Annotated in this window: 13 protein-coding genes and 3 pseudogenes; 13 read left to right on the top strand and 3 right to left on the bottom strand. The window is 64.1% G+C overall.

The window, feature by feature from the left end; genetic code table 11:
* Positions 1-122 precede the first annotated feature (122 nt).
* The 11 genes and pseudogenes from QZY07_RS00615 to QZY07_RS00565 all read left to right on the top strand — a co-directional run.
* Positions 123-704 carry a Uma2 family endonuclease gene (locus QZY07_RS00615; protein WP_295398954.1) on the top strand — a complete coding sequence of 194 codons (582 nt, stop codon included), beginning with the start codon at positions 123-125 and terminating at the stop codon, positions 702-704.
* Complete coding sequence (locus QZY07_RS00610) at positions 701-1,936, top strand: HDOD domain-containing protein (RefSeq protein ID WP_295398952.1); 1,236 nt, start codon at positions 701-703, stop codon at positions 1,934-1,936. Before QZY07_RS00615 ends, QZY07_RS00610 begins: the two co-directional genes overlap by 4 nt.
* Positions 1,937-2,048: 112 nt before the next feature.
* On the top strand, positions 2,049-2,585 hold the full coding sequence (mobB, locus tag QZY07_RS00605) for a molybdopterin-guanine dinucleotide biosynthesis protein B (RefSeq protein WP_295398950.1): 537 nt from the start codon (positions 2,049-2,051) through the stop codon (positions 2,583-2,585).
* A 112-nt stretch (positions 2,586-2,697) separates the two neighbouring features.
* Entirely contained in the window at positions 2,698-3,351 is a 654-nt protein-coding gene (locus QZY07_RS00600; protein ID WP_295398948.1) for an IS5 family transposase, read from the top strand.
* A 150-nt stretch (positions 3,352-3,501) separates the two neighbouring features.
* A pseudogene (locus QZY07_RS00595) lies at positions 3,502-3,747 on the top strand (ISAs1 family transposase); the annotation flags it as partial.
* Between the two features lie 406 nt (positions 3,748-4,153).
* Positions 4,154-4,372: a twin-arginine translocase TatA/TatE family subunit gene (tatA, locus tag QZY07_RS00590; RefSeq protein ID WP_295398947.1), complete on the top strand. Its 219-nt coding sequence runs from the start codon at positions 4,154-4,156 to the stop codon at positions 4,370-4,372.
* 105 nt (positions 4,373-4,477) lie between these two features.
* Positions 4,478-5,485, top strand: a complete 1,008-nt coding sequence (locus QZY07_RS00585) for an FAD:protein FMN transferase (RefSeq protein ID WP_295398946.1) — start codon at positions 4,478-4,480, stop codon at positions 5,483-5,485.
* Positions 5,482-6,891 carry a Trk system potassium transporter TrkA gene (trkA, locus tag QZY07_RS00580; RefSeq protein ID WP_295398944.1) on the top strand — a complete coding sequence of 470 codons (1,410 nt, stop codon included), beginning with the start codon at positions 5,482-5,484 and terminating at the stop codon, positions 6,889-6,891. The genes QZY07_RS00585 and trkA overlap by 4 nt, the downstream gene beginning before the upstream one ends.
* Positions 6,891-8,345 (top strand): potassium transporter TrkG, encoded by a 1,455-nt coding sequence (locus tag QZY07_RS00575; RefSeq protein ID WP_295398941.1) that lies wholly within the window; start codon positions 6,891-6,893, stop codon positions 8,343-8,345. Before trkA ends, QZY07_RS00575 begins: the two co-directional genes overlap by 1 nt.
* Positions 8,346-8,446: 101 nt before the next feature.
* Entirely contained in the window at positions 8,447-9,838 is a 1,392-nt protein-coding gene (locus tag QZY07_RS00570; protein WP_295398940.1) for an amino acid permease, read from the top strand.
* 172 nt (positions 9,839-10,010) lie between these two features.
* Positions 10,011-10,544 (top strand): annotated as a pseudogene (locus QZY07_RS00565) (transporter associated domain-containing protein); the annotation flags it as partial.
* 66 nt (positions 10,545-10,610) lie between these two features.
* Here the strand turns inward: QZY07_RS00565 and oadA are convergent.
* From oadA to QZY07_RS00550, 3 genes are all read right to left on the bottom strand, one after another.
* Positions 10,611-12,440: a sodium-extruding oxaloacetate decarboxylase subunit alpha gene (gene oadA, locus QZY07_RS00560; protein WP_295398938.1), complete on the bottom strand. Its 1,830-nt coding sequence runs from the start codon at positions 12,438-12,440 to the stop codon at positions 10,611-10,613.
* 43 nt (positions 12,441-12,483) lie between these two features.
* Complete coding sequence (locus QZY07_RS00555; RefSeq protein ID WP_201096150.1) at positions 12,484-12,837, bottom strand: four helix bundle protein; 354 nt, start codon at positions 12,835-12,837, stop codon at positions 12,484-12,486.
* A 141-nt stretch (positions 12,838-12,978) separates the two neighbouring features.
* Entirely contained in the window at positions 12,979-14,397 is a 1,419-nt protein-coding gene (locus QZY07_RS00550; protein ID WP_295398934.1) for an acetyl-CoA carboxylase biotin carboxylase subunit, read from the bottom strand.
* A gap of 323 nt (positions 14,398-14,720) precedes the next feature.
* Here QZY07_RS00550 and QZY07_RS00545 point away from each other — a divergent pair.
* A pseudogene (locus tag QZY07_RS00545) lies at positions 14,721-14,885 on the top strand (methyl-accepting chemotaxis protein); the annotation flags it as partial.
* A 185-nt stretch (positions 14,886-15,070) separates the two neighbouring features.
* On the top strand, positions 15,071-18,201 hold a 3,131-nt coding region (locus tag QZY07_RS00540; RefSeq protein WP_295398932.1), incomplete at its 3' end, for a CHASE domain-containing protein.

Raw genomic sequence — 18,201 nt, 5'->3', positions numbered from 1 at the left:
ATTGCGCCCCGCTGTCGATGGGCATTCTGCGCTGTCGAAGGTGAAATGTCCAAAATGGGAAGCCGGCGCCGAATATACTTCAGGCATCTTTTCCCCTGACAACCAAGGGTCGGGAGTATTGCATGTCATCCGTGCTGTCTTCGCGAGCAACCGCGCCCAGTCCGTCGCGCCACCGCTGGTCGGTGGCGGACTATCGGCGGATGGCGCAATCCGGTCTGCTGGACGCGACCGACCGTGTCGAACTGATCGAAGGGGAGTTGATCGACATGGCGCCGATCGGTTGCAAACACGCTTTCCTTGTTGATCGCCTGGCGGAACTGCTGGGCGGCGGGCCGTGCGCCAACTATATGGTGCGTGTCCAGAATCCCGTTGCGCTCGACACCCGCAGCGAGCCCCAGCCGGATATCGCCCTGGTCAACCGCGACAATTACAGCGACCGGCACCCCGGCCCGAGCGACATACGGTTGATCGTCGAGGTTTCCGACACCACGCTGCTCTATGATCGCGACGTGAAACTTCCGCTCTATGCGCGTGTCGGCATCCCGGAAGTCTGGCTGTTGGACGCGCAGTCAGGCGAACTGACGGTCCATCGCGAGTTCGCGGAGGGTCAGTACTCTCTGATCCGCAAACCGACGATGAACGAAACGCTGTCGCCGATTCTGTTGCCAAAGGTGACGATCCGGCTCGCGGAGATGTTGGATTGACCGCCACCCCCGGCTTGTCCGCGGAGACCCTGGAAGACCTGATTCCAGTGCATCGATTGACGCGGGAGCAGCGCGCGCGTCTTGCCCGAGGCGGTCAGATCGCGTCGCTCCCGGCGGGCAAAAAACTCGTCGCGACCCAGGAATATCCCTGGCTTGATTATGTGCTGGCCGGCAAGCTCTGTCTGCTCAAGGGCGACCAGAAGGACATCGTGGAGGCGGGTTCGCTGCGGGCCTGTCGTCCGGTGTTCGAGCCGGGACGTTTGCGCGACTCCGCCGTCGCCCTCGGCGAGGCCGAACTGCTGCGTCTGGATCGACAGCTTTACGAGACGCTCAGCGGCGACCGCCCCACGCCGGGCGGCTCGCTCGACGATCTGGATCTCAGCGAGGCCGAGAGCGCCCTGCTGATGCGGTTTTATCAGGCCTGCAAAAGCGGCAGTCTCGCGCTGCCCTCGCTGCCGAAGGTGGCGCGGGCGATCCAGGAGGCCATGAGCGACCCGAACATCAATTCGGCGCGGCTGGCGCGTATCGTGCAGATGGATCCGGCCGCGACCGGGGGGCTGATCCGGCTCGCCAACAGTCCCGTCTACCGCGGCGCCAAGCCGACCGCGGACCTGCGCAGCGCCATCATCCGGCTCGGCATGGATCTCACCCGCGGGGCCGTGGTCGGCATGGCCATGCAAAAGATCTTCAAGACCAAATCGCCGCTCATGAAGCAGCGGATGAAGGCGGTCTGGAATCGCAGTGTCCATATCTCCGCGTTGAGCTTTGTGATTGCCCGGCATTGCAAGGGGCTCAACCCCGAGGAGGCTCTGCTGGCGGGACTGCTGCACGATGTCGGCGAGATTCCCATCCTGGATTTTGTCAGCCGTCATTATCGCGAGATCGACGATGACGAACTGGACGCGGCCATCCTCAAGCTGCGCGACATGGTGGGCGAACTGGTGATGAGCTATTGGGGGCTTGGCCCCGAGCTGGTCGAGGTGGTGCGCGAATCGGGCCACTGGCATCGCGACAAGGGCAACCGGCCCGACGATTGCGATATCGTGCTGGTGGCCCGGCTCTATCGCATGAATCAGTCCGAGTCGCGGGGTCCGGTGCCGCGCTATGACGAAGTGCCGGCCTATTTTAAGCTGGGCCTGGGGTTCTCCGAGTCGGCGGGCAAGGTCGATGTGATCGCGGAGGCGAGCGAGGAACTCGCCGCCGTGATCGGGATGCTCAAGGGGAGCGCCTGAACCGCGACCGTCGCGGCAGGCGTCGTGGCGAGCGACCGACCGGGCTGAAACGATCGAAATTCTCTGCGCGCTTTGCGTTTCAAGTGCGCTTGACAGGAACGAAAAACAGACGATGCGCGTTAATCTTCCGGTATTCGGCTTCGTCGCCCCGAGCGGCAGCGGCAAAACTACCCTGCTGCGACGGCTCGTTGCGGTCCTGCGCGAACGGGGGCTGCGGGTCGGTTATCTCAAGCACGCCCATCACTCCTTCGACCTCGACGTGCCGGGCAAGGACAGCTTCGAAATCCGTGCCGCCGGCGCGTCCCAGACCCTTCTGGCCTCGCGCGAACGCTGGGCCTTGCAGGTCGAGAATGCCGTGAAGGGTGAGGATCCCGACCTCGACGCGATGCTTGCGCGCTTCGCGCCGGATCGACTGGACCTGATTCTGGTCGAGGGCTTCAAGCATGCCCGTTATCCCAAGATCGAGATCTATCGCGCCGCTCTCGGCCAGGCCCCGCTCTATCCGGGCGATGACGACATCATCGCGGTGGCGACCCCCGACGCGCTGCCCGCTGACGGACACCCGCCGATCCTGCCGCTCGATGACGCGGACGCGATCGCGGACTTCCTCCTCAACACGGTCAGAAGGCCGGACTCAGAATGGCAGTGACACGCCGGGTCTTGACCGCGGTCGCAACGGGGCTCGCTACCGGGCTATTGGCGCCGGATCAGAACGCCTTGGGCTGAAAATCCGGCGGCACGTCTAGTTCGAACACGGAGTCGTGGATGCGCACGACATAGAATCCCGCCTGCAAGGCGCATTCGCGCAGCGCAGGCGAGGCTTTGGGGATTTTCGCGTGGTGCACACCCGGTTTACGCGCTGGGCGCGCACCGGGGTCTGGCAGCAGGTGTTCGAGACCTTGGCAGAGGACGCGGACCACGCGTACGCCATGCTCGACAGCACCCTCTTACGGGCACATCAACACCGCGCGGGCGCGCTCAACAAGCGCGGGGGCGACCAAGCCATCGGGCGCGGCAAAGGTGGCCTCGGCACCAAGATCCACGCCCTTACGGATACCTTGGGCAATCCCACCGGCTTTTTTCTCAGCGGCGGCCAGGCCTCGGATCTGGCGGGCGCCGATCGCTGGTTGCCGGGCCTGGAGGCGGACGCCCTGCTGGCCGATCAGGCGTCTGACGCCGACGCGCGCGTGTTGGAGGTGCTGGAAGCGGCCGACGTGATCGCGGTCATTCCGCCGCAGCGCAACCGCGTCGTGGCGCGGGAGGATGACAAAGCGTTGTACAAAGCGCGCTACCTCAGCGAGAACTTTTTCGAAAAACTCAAACAATTCCGAGCGATTGCCACCCGCGATGACAAGTTGGCCCGCAACTTCCTCGCGGGAATCCACTTGGCTTCGGCCTGCATCCTGCTCAAATAATCGAGGCGCACTTGATCTCCGTGCGAATCCCACACGACGAGAATTGATGACACTCCCTAGCGAGAAACGATGATCGGAGTTTCTCATGTCAGCGAGTATTCTTGAGCATTTCACGTCCTTGGAAGACCCTCGTATCGAGCCGCCGATGCCGCCCGTTTTGCCCACGCCGTGCGCGAGCACTGGGGCGTGGAAAACTGTCTGCACTGGCGCCTGGACGTGGTCTTCGGTGACGATGCGAGCCACATCCGCAAGGGTCAGGCCCCCGCCATCATGACCTCGGTGCGCCACCTGAGCATGAACCTGTTCGATCAGGAGGGGTCGGCGATCAGCTTGGCCAAAAAGCGCCGCAAGGCCGCGTGGAATGATGACTACCGAGCCAAGGTGGTGTTTGGCTGAGGATTTATGCGCGCTCGCCCTGATTGGAACTCGCGGCCAAGCATCATCATGCGGATGCCATGAATATACTGGGCATCTGTTCTATCGAAGGAAATGGACTTGCGGTATGCCGGTATGCCGGTATGCCGGTATGCCGGTCAGAGAACAGAAACAGCAGCAGATACAGCAGCGCGCATGCGGCGCCAAGCGTCAGCGTGATCGCGAGCGCCCGCGAAGAACAGCCGGAGTCTGAACTGGGCGAATGCATTGCGGGCGTCTCGTCATCAATTAGGTGTTGGCAAATTGGCGCGTGCCGTAGGATCATGCGCGCATTGCCTGAGGGGTACCTGTCGATGGCTCCAGGGCATGTTCGAGTGACGCGTGCGCCGAACACTTGTATTCGCTCTCTCTACTGAGGTTCCTGGCCATGGGTTTTTCCGGCATCGGTTTCGGGGAGTTGTTGTTGATTCTGGTCGTGGTGCTGCTCCTGTTCGGGTCCAAACGGTTACCGACCATCGCCTCGGATCTGGGCGCGGCCATCCGGGACTTCCGGCGATCCGTCACCAGTGGCGGGCTCGCGGGTTCGGACGAGGCCGCCTCTGGGAAAGATCAGTCCCAGGATGCGCAGTCCGACCGCCCAACCTAAACCACGGCGAAACGTACTCGGACGATGCAATTTCTACCGACAGTCATGGACAGTCCCCGCCGATCCGGGCAAAACCGCCGCCGCGGTTCCTGGATCCTGCCTGCGATGACCTTAAGCGCCCTTCTGCTCACTGGCTGCGGCGAGCGCGCAGCCCCCTTGATCGAGATCGAAGGCCCCACGATGGGCACCTATTACTCGGTCAAGGTCGCCCGCCCACCCGTCGGCATGACCGCCGAGACGCTGAAACGCCAGGTCGAATCGGCGCTCAACGAGGTGATCGCCGAACTCTCGACCTATGAGCCGACCTCCGAGTTGTCGCGCCTCAACCGCAATCCCAGCACCGATTGGATCCCCCTCTCGCCCAACCTCCACGCGGCGATCGCCGAAGGCCAGCGCATCGCCGCCCTGAGCGATGGCGCGTTCGACATCACGATCGGACCGCTGGTCAACCTCTGGGGCTTCGGTCCCGAGGGTCGCCCGGAGACGCTGCCGACCGCAGCGGAGATCCAGGCGGCCCAAGCGCGTGTCGGCTGGCGTAAGCTGGAACTGCGCGCTGCGCCGCCGGCCGTTCGCAAGGCACGAGGCGATCTCTACATCGATCTTTCGGCACTCGGCGAAGGGGTCGGCGCCGACCGGGTCTCGACCGGGCTGGACGCGTCTGGCGCAAGCCATTACATGATCGCGGTGGCCGGCACCATTCGCGCCAAGGGACGCAATGCCAAAAACCAGCCCTGGGCCATTGCGATCGAAGAGCCGCTGCCGGACCAGCGCACCGTGCACCGCATCGTCCCTGTCTCCGACCGCGCCATTTCGACCTCGGGCGACTATCGCAATTTCTTCGTGAAGGACGGCAAACGCTATTCTCACGAGATCGATCCCAGTACCGGTGCCCCAATCGAACGCAACCTGGGTTCGGCCACGGTGGTCGGTGACCGCGCCATGGTCGTCGACGGTCTGGCGACCGCCTTCATGGTCCTCGGAGAGACGCGGGGGCCAGCGCTCGCGACCTCCCAGGGATTGGCGGCCTATTTCATCGTTCGCGAGGGGGACACGCTGCGCGGCTTCGGCAGCCCGGCCTTCGAGGACGATCTGGCGCGGAGCCATCAGCCGTGAAGATCATCATTCTAGGTGCCGGTCAGGTTGGCGCGTCGGTGGCCGAGAGCCTGGTCTCCGAGGCCAACGAAATCACCGTCATCGACACCGACACCCGGCGTCTGCGCCAATTGCAGGATCGCCTGGATCTGCGCACCGTGGCGGGGAACGCGGCGCTGCCCTCGGTGCTGCGCCAGGCCGGGGCCGAGGATACCGATCTTTTAATCGCCGTGACCCAGAGCGATCAGACGAATCTCTGTGCCTGCCGCACCGCCGACACCCTGTTCAAAATCCCGACCAAGATCGCGCGGCTGCGCTCGGCCGACTACGCCCAGCATCCCGAGCTGCTGGACGGCAAGAATTTCGCGGTGGACTTCAGCATCTGCCCGGAGCAGATCGTCACCGACTATCTGCTCAAGCTCATCGAATTTCCCGAGGCACTGCAAGTCCTGAAATTCGCCGACGGCCTGGTCAGTCTGGTGGCGACGCGCGCCGTGGCGGGCGGCCCGCTGGTCGGGCATCCCGTCAGCGATCTGCGTCGGCACATGCCGAAGATCGACGCCCGGATCGCCGCCATCTATCGCCGGGATCAACCGCTCGCGCCCGAGGGCGACACCCTGATCGAGGCGGGCGACGAGGTCTTTTATCTGGCGGCCACCCAGAACATCCGTCAGATCTTGAGCGAACTGCGCCGCCGCGACCAGCCCACGCGCCGGATCATGATCGCCGGCGGCGGCAATATCGGCTCCCGGCTGGCGGGCGTCGCGCAGGAGCGCTATCAGGTCAAGCTCATCGAGGCCAACGAAGCGCGCGCCCGGGAACTCGGCTCCACCCTGACGAACACGTTGGTGCTGCATGGGGACACCACGGACGAGACCCTGCTCGCCGCCGAGAACATCGACGACATGGACGTTTTCCTGGCACTGACCAACGACGACGAGACCAACATCCTGGCCGCGCTACTGGCCAAGAGTCTCGGCGCGCGCCGCGTGCTGGCCCTGATCAACCGGCGCGCCTACGCGGAGCTGCTCCAGGCCGACCGCATCGACATCGCCATCTCCCCAGCCCAGATCTCCATCGGTTCATTGCTCGCGCATGTGCGCCGCGGCGACGTGGCGGCGGTGCACAGTCTGCGCCGCGGGGCGGCGGAGGCGCTGGAATTCGTGGTCCATGGCGACCCCACCACCTCCAAGGTCATCGGTCGGCGGATCGATGAGCTGGAACTTCCCCAGGGCGCCAGCATCGGGGCGATCGTGCGCGGGGTCAGCCGCGACATTCCCGGTGCCAGCCTGCGCCTCGGTCAGGTGCTGATCGCCCATGGCGACACCCTCATCGAGCCCGAGGATCATGTCATTCTCTTCCTGGCGAGCAAGGATCTGGTGCCCAGGATCGAACGCTATTTCCAGGTCGGTCTGGCCTTTTTCTGATGCGCGCGCTGCTCTCGGTCCTGAATGTCCTCGGACACCTGTTGATGGTGTTCAGCGTGACCTATCTGTTGCCGATCGCCTGCGCGATCATCTATCGCGACGGCACCCTGCTCACCTTTGTGGTCAGTCTGGCCGCCTGCGTTGCCGTGGGCGGCACCATGACCCTGGCGACCCGGCGCTACCGGATGGAACTGAAGGCGCGCGATGGCTTCATCCTGGTCACCCTGTCCTGGACCCTGATCTCGGCCATCGCCACCGTGCCGCTGATGCTGCATGAGCAACTCTCCTTTACCGACGCCTTCTTCGAGATGATGTCCGGCCTGACCACCACCGGCGCGACGGTCATGGTCGGGCTCGATACCCTCGCCCCCTCCATCAACCTCTGGCGGCATGCGATCAATTGGCTGGGCGGCATGGGCATCATCGTGCTGGCGGTCGCCATCCTGCCCATGCTCGGCGTCGGCGGCATGCAGTTGTTTCGCGCCGAGGTGCCCGGTCCCATCAAGGACGCCAAGCTCACCGCCCGCATCGCCGACACCGCGGCCGTGCTGTGGGTCATTTACCTGGTGCTCACCCTGGCCTGTATCCTCGGCTTGTGGCTGGTTGGCATGAGTTGGTTCGATGCCATCTGTCACGCCTTCGCGGCGCTCAGTCTGGGCGGCTTCTCGACCCGCGACGCCAGCGTCGGCGCCTTCGATTCGCCCGCCATCGAGGCGGTGCTGATCGTCTTCATGGTGCTGGCCGCGCTGAATTTCGCCACCCACTTCACCGTCTGGCGCGAGCGCAGTTTCCGGCCCTACTGGCGTGACGCCGAAGCCAAGGGCGTCTTGGCCGTGCTGTTTCTCAGTTGTGTCGGCTGCGCCGCCTATCTCTGGCTTCTCGATGTCTATGCCAGCTTCTGGACTGCCCTGCGTTTCGTCAGCTTCAATCTGGTGTCGATCGCGACCGACTGCGGCTTCGTCAGCACGGACTACGCGCTCTGGCCGACCTTCGTCCCCTTCTGGATGCTGTTTCTGTCCGCGATCACCGCCAGTTCCGGCTCGACCGGCGGCGGCATCAAGATGATCCGCACCCTGATTCTGATCCGCCAGAGCGGTCGCGAGCTGACCCGGCTACTGCATCCAAACTTGGCCGCACCGGTGACGGTGGGTGGGATGCCGATTCCCAACAGCGTGGTCGTGGCCATCCTTGGATTCATTTTTCTGTATTTCATGAGCATCGTGACCATGACCTTCCTGCTGATCTTCGGCGGGCTGGACTTTATCTCGGCCTTCACCGCAGTCATTGCCTGCATCAACAACGCCGGGCCGGGCCTGGGCGTGGTCGGACCGGCGACCAATTACGGCGGACTCACCGATTTCGAAACCTGGGTCTTGAGCGTGACCATGCTGCTCGGGCGGCTGGAAGTCTTCTCGCTGCTGATCCTCTTTACGCCGCAGTTCTGGCGGAAATAGGCGCGGACTTGATGGGTGCGGGCAAACCCGCGCCGACGAATTCTTGATATCGCTTCGACTGGTGGCGATCTCCAAGTCCATTTGAGTTTTCAGGAGGTTCCATGCGGTTGTCCGAATTATTGCGAACCAAGACGATCAACGCGGGTCACGACTTGCATGGTGGGGAACTGCGGCGGGTGCTCGGCCCGCTGGACCTCACCCTGCTCGGGATCGGCGCCATCATCGGGGCCGGGATCTTCGTACTGACGGGCGTCGCGGCGGCGACCCAAGCGGGTCCGGCCATCGTCCTGTCCTATCTGGTGGCCGGCACCGCCTGCGCCTTCAGTGCCCTGGCCTATGCCGAACTGGCCGCGTCCGTCGGCGGTTGCGGGAGCGCCTATGGCTATAGCTACGCGGGACTCGGCGAGATCGTCGCCTGGATCATCGGCTGGGATCTCATCCTCGAATATGGCGTGGCGACCTCGGCGGTCGCGATCGGCTGGTCCGGCTATGTCAACAACGCCCTGGCGGCGGTTGGACTGGCCCTCCCGGAGCTGTTGACGAAGGGGCCGCTGGAGGGCGGGCTGGTGAATCTGCCGGCCGCGCTGATCGTGTTGATCCTGGCGGCGCTCCTGAGCCTGGGGGTGCGCGAAAGCGCACGCTTCAATGCGATCATGGTGGTCGTCAAGCTGATCGCCATCGCGATTTTTATCCTGGTGGCGGCGTCCCATGTCCAACCCGCCAACTGGAGTCCCTTCATGCCCTTTGGCTGGAACGGGGTCATGGGCGGAGCGGCCCTGATCTTCTTCGCCTATGTCGGGTTCGATGCCGTCTCGACCGCCGCCGAGGAAGCGCGCCATCCTCAGCGTGACCTGCCCATCGGGATTCTGGTTTCGCTGGGAGTCTGCACCCTGATCTATATCGTGGTTTCGGGGCTGCTCACGGCGGTCGTGGCCTATCCCAGCCTCAACGTCGGCTCCCCGGTCGCCGACGTGATGCTGCGACTCGGTTATCCCTGGGCCGCCGGACTGGTCGCGGCCGGGGCCATCGCCGGTCTGACCACCGTCATGCTGGTGCTCTATTACGGGCTGACGCGGGTCTTCCTCGCCATGTCGCGCGACGGGCTGCTGCCGCCGGTCTTCGCCCGCGTGAATGCGCGCACCCACACCCCGATTCGGGTCATCGTGGTGAGCGGGTTGCTGATGGCGGCGGTCGCGGGCCTGACACCCATCGGCGAGGTCGCCGAACTGGTGAATATCGGCACCCTCGCCGCCTTCTTTCTGGTGTGCATCGGCGTGGTCAGTCTGCGCGCGACGCATCCCGATCTGCCGCGCCCTTTCAAGACCCCCTGGTCGCCGGTCGTTCCTCTGCTTGGCGCGATCTCCTGCCTCTATCTGATGCTGAATCTGCCGCTCGTGACCTGGCTGCGTTTCGGGCTATGGCTGGCGCTGGGGCTCGTGATCTATTTCACCTATTCGCGCCGTCATAGCGCCTTGGCGGCCGTCGAATCGTGAACAGAGACTCGCCGATCAGAGCCGGGCGTCCCTTTACAACAAGCCGCCAAGAACGCGCGTTCGGTGAGACCATGGGAATGTCGTTAGAATAGCGCCAACGCCCGCCAAATCTCGGTACTCCGTGAACGACCTTCCCCTGACCGGCCTGTTTTTCGCCCTGTTCGTCCTGATCGTGATCGGCGTCTTTCATGCCCGCAATGCCCTGCATGCCCTGCTGGAGAAGGGGCTGGATAAGGAGCATCTGCGCAAGATCGCCCGCGAACCCTATTTCGTGCAGGAGGGGACGCCGCTCTATCAGCAACTGCTCAATTTCCAGCGGCTGAAGCGGCGGATCGCGCTGGTGGTGGACGAATACGGCGATTTTCTCGGGCTCATCACCCTCACCGACCTGCTGGAGGAGATTGTCGGCGAGTTCACCACCGATCCGTCCGACAGCATTGAGGAGATCCATCGCGCGGAGGACGGCAGTCTGCTGATCGACTGCGGGATCGGCCTGCGCGACCTGAACCGCGCGCTGCGCTGGGAGCTTCCGACCGACGGTCCCAAGACCCTCAACGGCCTGATCCTCGAATACCTGGAGACCATCCCGGAGCCAGGCACCAGCCTCAAGCTCCACGAGCATCCGCTGGAGATCATCCAGACCGTCGATGCCGGCGTGAAGACCGTCAAGATCATTCAGCGCACGGTGCGCAAAGGGCGGCGGTGAGACGCGTCCGCGTGGTGTGCCCAACCGATGGAATGCGCTGTTTCGAGTGTATCCGACGCCTGGCGGTCAGCCCTCCGCTGGCGTGATCTCCAGCAACACCTCACCCGGATTGACCGCGTCCCCCTTGATGACGAACATGGCGGTGACGGTGCCGGCGATGGGCGCCTGAATCTCGGTCTCCATCTTCATCGCCTCGGTGATCAGCACCGGCTGACCGGCGGTGACCGTGTCGCCCTCCTTGACCAGCACGTCGACGATATTGCCGGGCATCGAGGTGGCGACATGACCGGGCTGGGTCGGCTTGGGCCGCTTGCCGGCGATGGCCTTCTTGACCGCGCCCTCGGCGCCGCCCGTCAGCACGATTTCGTCAAGCGTCTCGACCACCACCTCTTCCGGGATACCGTCGATCGCAAAATAGAAGTGACGCTCGTCCTGGCTCTTATGGCCCGTACCCGTGACCTTGACGTGGTAGGTCTCGCCATGAACGGCGATATTGAACTCGGTGGGCGCGGTGCGGGGGCCGGTGCCGGTGGGCGGCGGCTCCAGCGGTTCCGGATGCAGGGTGCCGGCGGCACGCTGTTCCAGGAAGTTGCGCCCGATCTCGGGGAACATGGCATAGGTCAGGGTGTCTTCCTCGCAGCTCGCGAGTTCGCCGATGTCGTGGACGAGCCGCTCCAATTCCGGTTTCAACAGATCCGCCGGGCGGCAGTCGATCAGATCCTCGTTGCCGATCGCCTGCTGCTGGAGGGTCGGGTTGATCGCCCCCGGCGCCCGTCCGTAGCGCCCCTGAAGATAGAGCTTCACCTCGTTGGTGATGGTCTGGTAACGCTTGTCGGTCAGCACATTGAGCACCGCCTGGGTGCCGACGATCTGTGAGGTCGGGGTCACCAGCGGCGGATAGCCGAGATCCTTGCGCACCCGCGGGATCTCGTCGAGCACCGCGTTCATCCGCTCCAGCGAATTCTGTTCCTTCAACTGGTTGGCCAGGTTGGAGATCATGCCCCCGGGCACCTGATTGACCTGGACCCGCGTGTCCACGCCGGTGAAGTCGCTCTCGAACTGGTGGTACTTCTTGCGCACCTGATAAAAATACATCCCGACTTCCTGGATCGCCTCCAGATCCAGGCCGGTGTCGTATTGGGTGCCGCGCAGGGCCGCGACCAGGCTCTCGGTGGGAGGATGGGAAGTGCCGCCGGCCATCGAAGAGATAGCGGTATCCAGGGTATCGCAGCCGTTCTCGATCGCCTTGAGGTGGCACATGTCGGCAAGACCGGAGGTGGCGTGCGAGTGCAGATGCAGCGGCAGGTCCACGCTGTCCTTCAGCGCCTTCACCAGCTCGGCGGTGACATAGGGCGTCAGCAGCCCCGCCATGTCCTTGAGTGCGATGGAGTCGCACCCCATGGCCGCCAGTTCGCGTCCCATTTGGACGAAACCGGCGATATCGTGAACCGGACTCACGGTGTAGCAGATGGTGCCTTGGGCATGCTTGCCGGCGGCCTTGGTTGCTTCGATGGCGGTCTTGAGATTGCGCAGATCGTTCAGTGCATCGAAGATGCGGAAGACGTCCATGCCGTTCGCGGCGGAACGCTTGACGAAGGCGCGCACCACGTCATCGGAATAATGGCGATAGCCGAGCAAGTTCTGACCCCGCAGCAGCATCTGCAGGCGCGTCTTCGGCAGCGCCTCGCGCAGCTTGCGCAGACGCTCCCAGGGATCTTCCTTCAGGAAGCGCACGCAGGCATCGAAGGTCGCGCCGCCCCAGCATTCCAGCGACCAGTAGCCGATGGCGTCGAGCTTGGGGCAGATCGGCAGCATGTCCTCGGTGCGCAGACGCGTCGCGAACAGTGACTGGTGGGCGTCGCGCAGGACGACCTCGGTGATGTTGATCTTTGGCATATTGGTAAGAAGTTGTCAGTTGTCAGTTGTCAGTTGTCAGTTGTCAGTTGTCAGCGAGCGTGTTGCGGAGGCTGACGAGCATGGCGGAAATCTCTCGTGTTTCAGAAACCCAGAGGCTTCCTGTGTGCTTTTCGATGTAGCCAATCTCAATTCCGATATAAATCTGGGTGCGCAGTTCACCACATGAGCCAAGGGCAATGTCGAGATAGCGTTGCTGATCCTTGCTGGAACGTCGTTCCATGCCCTCCGCGATATTGCTGGGGACGGAGAGTCCTGAGCGCGTGATCTGATCACGAAATCCAAAATCACGTAAACCCACAAGCGTCTTGTACAGCTCGGTACTGAGCCGCGCGGATCGTTTCCAAACATCAAGATCCTCGAACCGTATCAATCCCATTGCACGAATCCAACCATATCCACACCATCATTTTGCCAACTGCCAACTGCCAACTGCCAACTGCCAACTGCCAACTGCCAACTGCCAACTGCCAACTGCCAACTGCCAACTGCCAACTGCCAACTGCCAACTGCCAACTTTTTAAAGCCCCGCATGCGCCGCGATCGCCGCCGCCAGCACGGCGGCGACATCCTCGCGGCGACGCTTAGTGGAATAGTCCAGCAACTCCGGGTGGGTCTCCAGAAAACTGGTATCGAAGCATCCGGAGCGGAAATCGGGATGGCGCAGGATTTCCTGATAAAAGGGGATGGTGGTCTTGACGCCATACACGCCGATGTCGCGCAGCGCGCGATGGCCGCGATTGACGACATCCTCCCAGTTCAGCGCCCAGACGATCACCTTGGCCAGCATGGAGTCGTAATGCGGCGGGACGGTGTAGCCGGTATAGATGGCCCCATCGGTGCGCACGCCCGGACCGCCGGGGGCGTAATAGCGCGAGATGCGCCCGAAGCTTGGCAGGAAGTTGTTCTTGGGATCCTCGGCGTTGATGCGGAACTGCATGGCGAAGCCGCGCCGCTGGATCTCGTGCTGCTGGAAACGCAGCGGCAGCCCGGCGGCGATGCGGATCTGTTCTTCCACCAGGTCAACCCCGGTGATGGTCTCGGTGATGGTGTGCTCGACCTGGATGCGGGTGTTCATCTCCATGAAATAGAAACGTCCATCCACATCCCGCAGGAATTCGATGGTGCCGGCATTGGTGTAACCGACCGCGCGCGCCGCCAGCACCGCCAGACCGCCGACATACTGGCGTTCGGCCTCGTCGAGCTGCGGCGAGGGGGCGATCTCGATCAGTTTCTGATTGCGCCGCTGGATCGAACAGTCGCGCTCGAACAGATGCACACAGTTGCCGTGATGGTCGCCCAGCACCTGGACTTCGATGTGCTTGGGATTGACCACGCACTTTTCCAGGAACACCTCGGCGCGACCGAACTCCTTGGTGGCCTCGGAGATGACGCGCTCGTAGTTGTTGCGCAGCGCAGAGGCATCGTCGCAGCGCCGGATACCGCGCCCGCCACCGCCGGAAGTAGCCTTGAGCATGATCGGATAACCGATCTCGTCGGCGAACCGCAATGCCGCGTCCAGGCTCTCCAGGTTGCCGGGGCTGCCCGGCGTGACCGGGACACCGGCCTTCTGCATGGCGAGCCGCGCCTCGGTCTTGTCGCCCATGCGGGCGATCACGTCGGCGGTCGGGCCGATGAAGACCAGGCCACGTCGGACACAAGCGCGGGCCAATTCAGGGTTTTCGGACAGAAAGCCATAACCTGGATGCACAGCATCGCACCCGGTCGTCAGGGCCAGGTTGACGATGTTGTGGACATTGAGATAGCCCGCCAGCGGATCGCTGCCCAGGCTATAGGCTTCGTCGGCCTTTTTGACATGGAGCGAATGACGGTCGGCCTCGGCATAGATGGCCGCCGAGCGGATCCCCATCTCGGCACAGGCGCGGATCACGCGCACCGCAATCTCGCCGCGGTTCGCGATCAGAATCTTTCGAAGCATCGGTTAGCCTCTGAAGCGGCCGGTTCAGCGGCCGAAATGGCGGTCACGAGCGCGCTCGCGGTTTATGCTGCTATGCAGCAATATAGCCGAAGAAGAGGAGTAAGCATAGCGAGCGAGAGCGAGAAAATCAGGAGTCATTTCTCGGCAAGACCAACCGCGATGCGTTTGGAGCCTGACGCAAGCGCGATCCAACCGCAGCGGCAGGTACGCGGAACCACCAATCTCTATGATATGTGGTTGCCATTGGGCTCAACCTGATGTGTCGCTTCGCCCTGGCAACCTTTGAGAGTATGGAGCCATGAAGAAAGCGACAAACCGGGGCGGTGCTCGACGTCATCCGGAGCATTGCGGAGCAGACTAATCTGCTCGCGCTGAACGCCGCGATCGAGGCCGCGCGCGCGGGCGAACAGGGGCGTGGGTTCGCCGTGGTCGCGGCCGAGGTGCGCACCCTGGCCAGTCGCACACAGGCGTCGATCCAGGATATCCATGAGAACCTGGAAAAAAACGCATACCTCACGCGACGCGCTTGCAGGGACACACACTGACGCCCCCGGCGGTGGATTTGCCTTGCTCAAACCAACTAACGCGAGCAAGCTTATTGCCCTGACCGCAGGCCCCGCCGCCTTGAGGGCAGACCGCGACCCGCTTTCGCAATCCCAGGGGGCACCATCCGTTGGACCAGCCTCGTACCGTGCTTGATCGCCTCGCCCACTTTCGCCCGCCCTGGCCCGTCTGGGTTACGCTCATCGTGGGACTTGCACTGACCACGCTGGGCAGTGTGCACACCCACTCGCAGGTCGAGTCCGAGAACCGCCAGGCGCTCGCTACGATCGGGGCCGAGATCGCACAGAAGATCAAGACCCGGCTCCATGCCCATGCCTTGGTCCTGCGCGACGCGGCGGCCTTCCTGCGCGTGTCGGGCGAATTGGATCGCGCACGCTGGCGCGACTACATCGCGCAGGCCCAGATTCACCTGAACCTCCCCGGCGTTCAGGGGATCGGGGTGGCGCGGCTGATCCCCCCGGACCGACTCGCCGAGCACGAGCGGGAGATCCGCGGCGAGGGCTTCCCCGACTACCGGGTCTGGCCGCAGGGCGAGCGTCCGCTCTACAGCGCCATCGTTTATCTGGAGCCTTTTGCGGGCCGCAACCTGCACGCCTTCGGCTACGACATGCTCACCGAACCGGTGCGCCGGGCCGCGATGGAGCGGGCGCGCGACCAGGACGTCGTGGCACTCTCCGGCAAGGTCCGCTTGGTGCAGGAGACCGACACCGACGTCCAGGCCGGGGTCCTGATGTATGTCCCGGTCTATCGCCCTGGGCTGCCGACGGAGACGGTCGATCAACGCCGGGCGGCCCTGCTCGCCTGGGTCTACAGCCCCTTCCGGATGAACGACCTCATGCACGGGGTGTTGGGGAACGGGGAGCGCGACGGCGGCAAGCACATCCGTCTCGCGATCTACGACGGGGACCGGGTCACACCCGCGGCCCTGCTCTACGACAGTCAGACCGCAGGCCAGCAAGCACCCGCCCCGGCGTCAGCGAACGCATTGCACATCCCCATCGACTTCAATGGCCAGCGCTGGACCTTGAGCTTTTCGCAAGTCGGCCGGTCAGCGTTCGCACAGGACGATGTCCGGGTTTCACTGATCGCCGGCAGTGGAATCGTGATCAGCGTGCTGCTCGCCGCGCTGGTCGGCGCGTTCTTGCGGGCGCGCCGGCACGCGCGGCGACTGGCCGCGGAACTTGCCGCCCGCCGGCAGGCGGAACAGGAGTTGCGCGAGGCGGAAGGCCGGTATCGGGATTTGTTCGAGTCATCCCCGGTGGGGCTTTATCGGTCGACGCCCCAGGGGCGCTACCTGGATGTCAATACTGCCTTCGCCCGCATTCTCGGCTACGCAAGCCCGCAACAGTTGATGGCAGAGATCGCCGACATCGCCGCCCAGCTCTATGCCAACCCCCGGGAGCGGGAGGTCCTCGCCGGACTGATTGCCGAGCGCGGGCAGGTCCTGGGCTTCGAGATCGAGGCCAGGCGGCGGGACGGACAGCCGGTCTGGATCTCCGCCGATGTGAGCGCCGTGCGCGACACCGCCGGCGCCGTCGTCGCCTACCAAGGGGCCATGACCGACATCACCGAGCGGGTGCGGGACACGCTGGTGCGCGACACGGTGAGCGCGGTGGCGCGCTTGGCGGTCTCGTCCGTTTCCGCCGACGGGTTCCGCCAGGCACTCCCGGCGCTCCTGTCGACCCGGCTCGGCTACCCGATCGTCGCCGTGGAGACCTATGACGCGGTGCGCGGTGACATGGTCTTTGCCGGCGTCGTGGGTATCTCCGCCGCCGCCGACGGCCGCTTGCGCGTCCCCGTCGGGGAGACGCTGTCCGGCCAGGTCGCCACCCGCGGCGAGGCGCTCGTCGAGACCGCCGCCGACACGCGGCCCGAGTATGCCTTCGCGGCCTTGCGGGCGCTCGGTGTCGTCACCTTCGTGTGCGTGCCCATGGCGCTCGGGACCCGGATGTTGGGGACCCTGGCGCTGGCGGATAGGCGCCGCCGGCCGGACGCCGCGTGGCTGGTCGACATGCTGCGCACGGTCGCCGACACCGCGGCCGATGCCATCGAACGCCTGGAGAACCAGGCCGCCCTACGCGAGCGCGAGCGCGATTACCGGGGCCTGGTGGACAACCTGAACGCCGGGGTGGTGGTGCACGCACCCGACACCCGCATCCGCTTTTCCAATCCCATGGCATCGCAACTCCTCGGTCTGGACGCGCCGCAGATGCAAGGCCTCGCGGCGGTCGCTCCAGCCTGGCGTTTCGTCCGGGACGACGGCACCCCGATGCCGCAGGAGGAATACCCGGTGGAGCGCGTCGCGGCGTCCGGCGACCCGCTGCAGAATCTGATCCTGGGGATACGGCGGGCCGACCGCGACGATCCGACCTGGGTGCAATGCGCGGCCCATCCGCTGCGCGACGACCAGGGGCAGCTCGAGCAGATCGTGGTGACCTTCTTCGACGTGAGCCAGCTCGTGCGGGCCGAGCGTGCCCTGAAGGAGAGCCGGGAATGGCTGCAAAAGAACCGGGACTTGTTGAACGCGATGGGCCGGATGGCTCTGGTTGGCGGCTGGGAAATCGACGTGGAAACAGGTCAAAACGTTTGGACCGAGGCCATCTTCGACATCCACGAGCTGGACCAGGGCTATATGCCAACGATGGAGCAAGGCATCGCCTACTATGCCCCCGAGTCACGCCCGATCATTAGCGAGGCGGTGCGGCGCGCCATCGACCTGGGTGAGCCCTATGACCTGGAACTGGAGATCGTCACCGCCAAGGGCCATCGCCGGTGGGTCCACACGATGGGTCGGGCCGTCCGGGAGGGCGGCCGAACCATTACGATCTCCGGGACCTTCCAGGACATCACCGAGCGCAAACACGCTGAGATGGAACTCGACCAACATCGCCATCAACTCGAAGCCCTGGTGGAGGCCCGAACCCAGGCGCTGAACGAGCAACTGGTGCGGGTGCGCGAACAGGATCATCTGCTCCTGCATCAAGCGCGCCTCGCGGCGATGGGCGAGATGCTCGGCAACATCGCCCATCAATGGCGCCAACCCCTCAGCGCCCTGGCCCTGGTGCTGGGCAACCTCCAGGATGCCGAACAACATCAGGAGTTGACGCCGCAGTACCTGGCGCAGAAAATCGCCGATGCCCACCGGCTGATCGACAAGATGTCGACCACCATCAGCGATTTCCGGGACTTCTTCCGGCCCGACAAGCCATCCGAGACCTTCGACCTGAGTCAACCCGTCGG

It is taken from the genome of uncultured Thiocystis sp. (assembly GCF_903866365.1).
GTDB lineage: Bacteria > Pseudomonadota > Gammaproteobacteria > Chromatiales > Chromatiaceae > Chromatium.
This window is presented reverse-complemented; position numbering and strand designations above follow the sequence as displayed.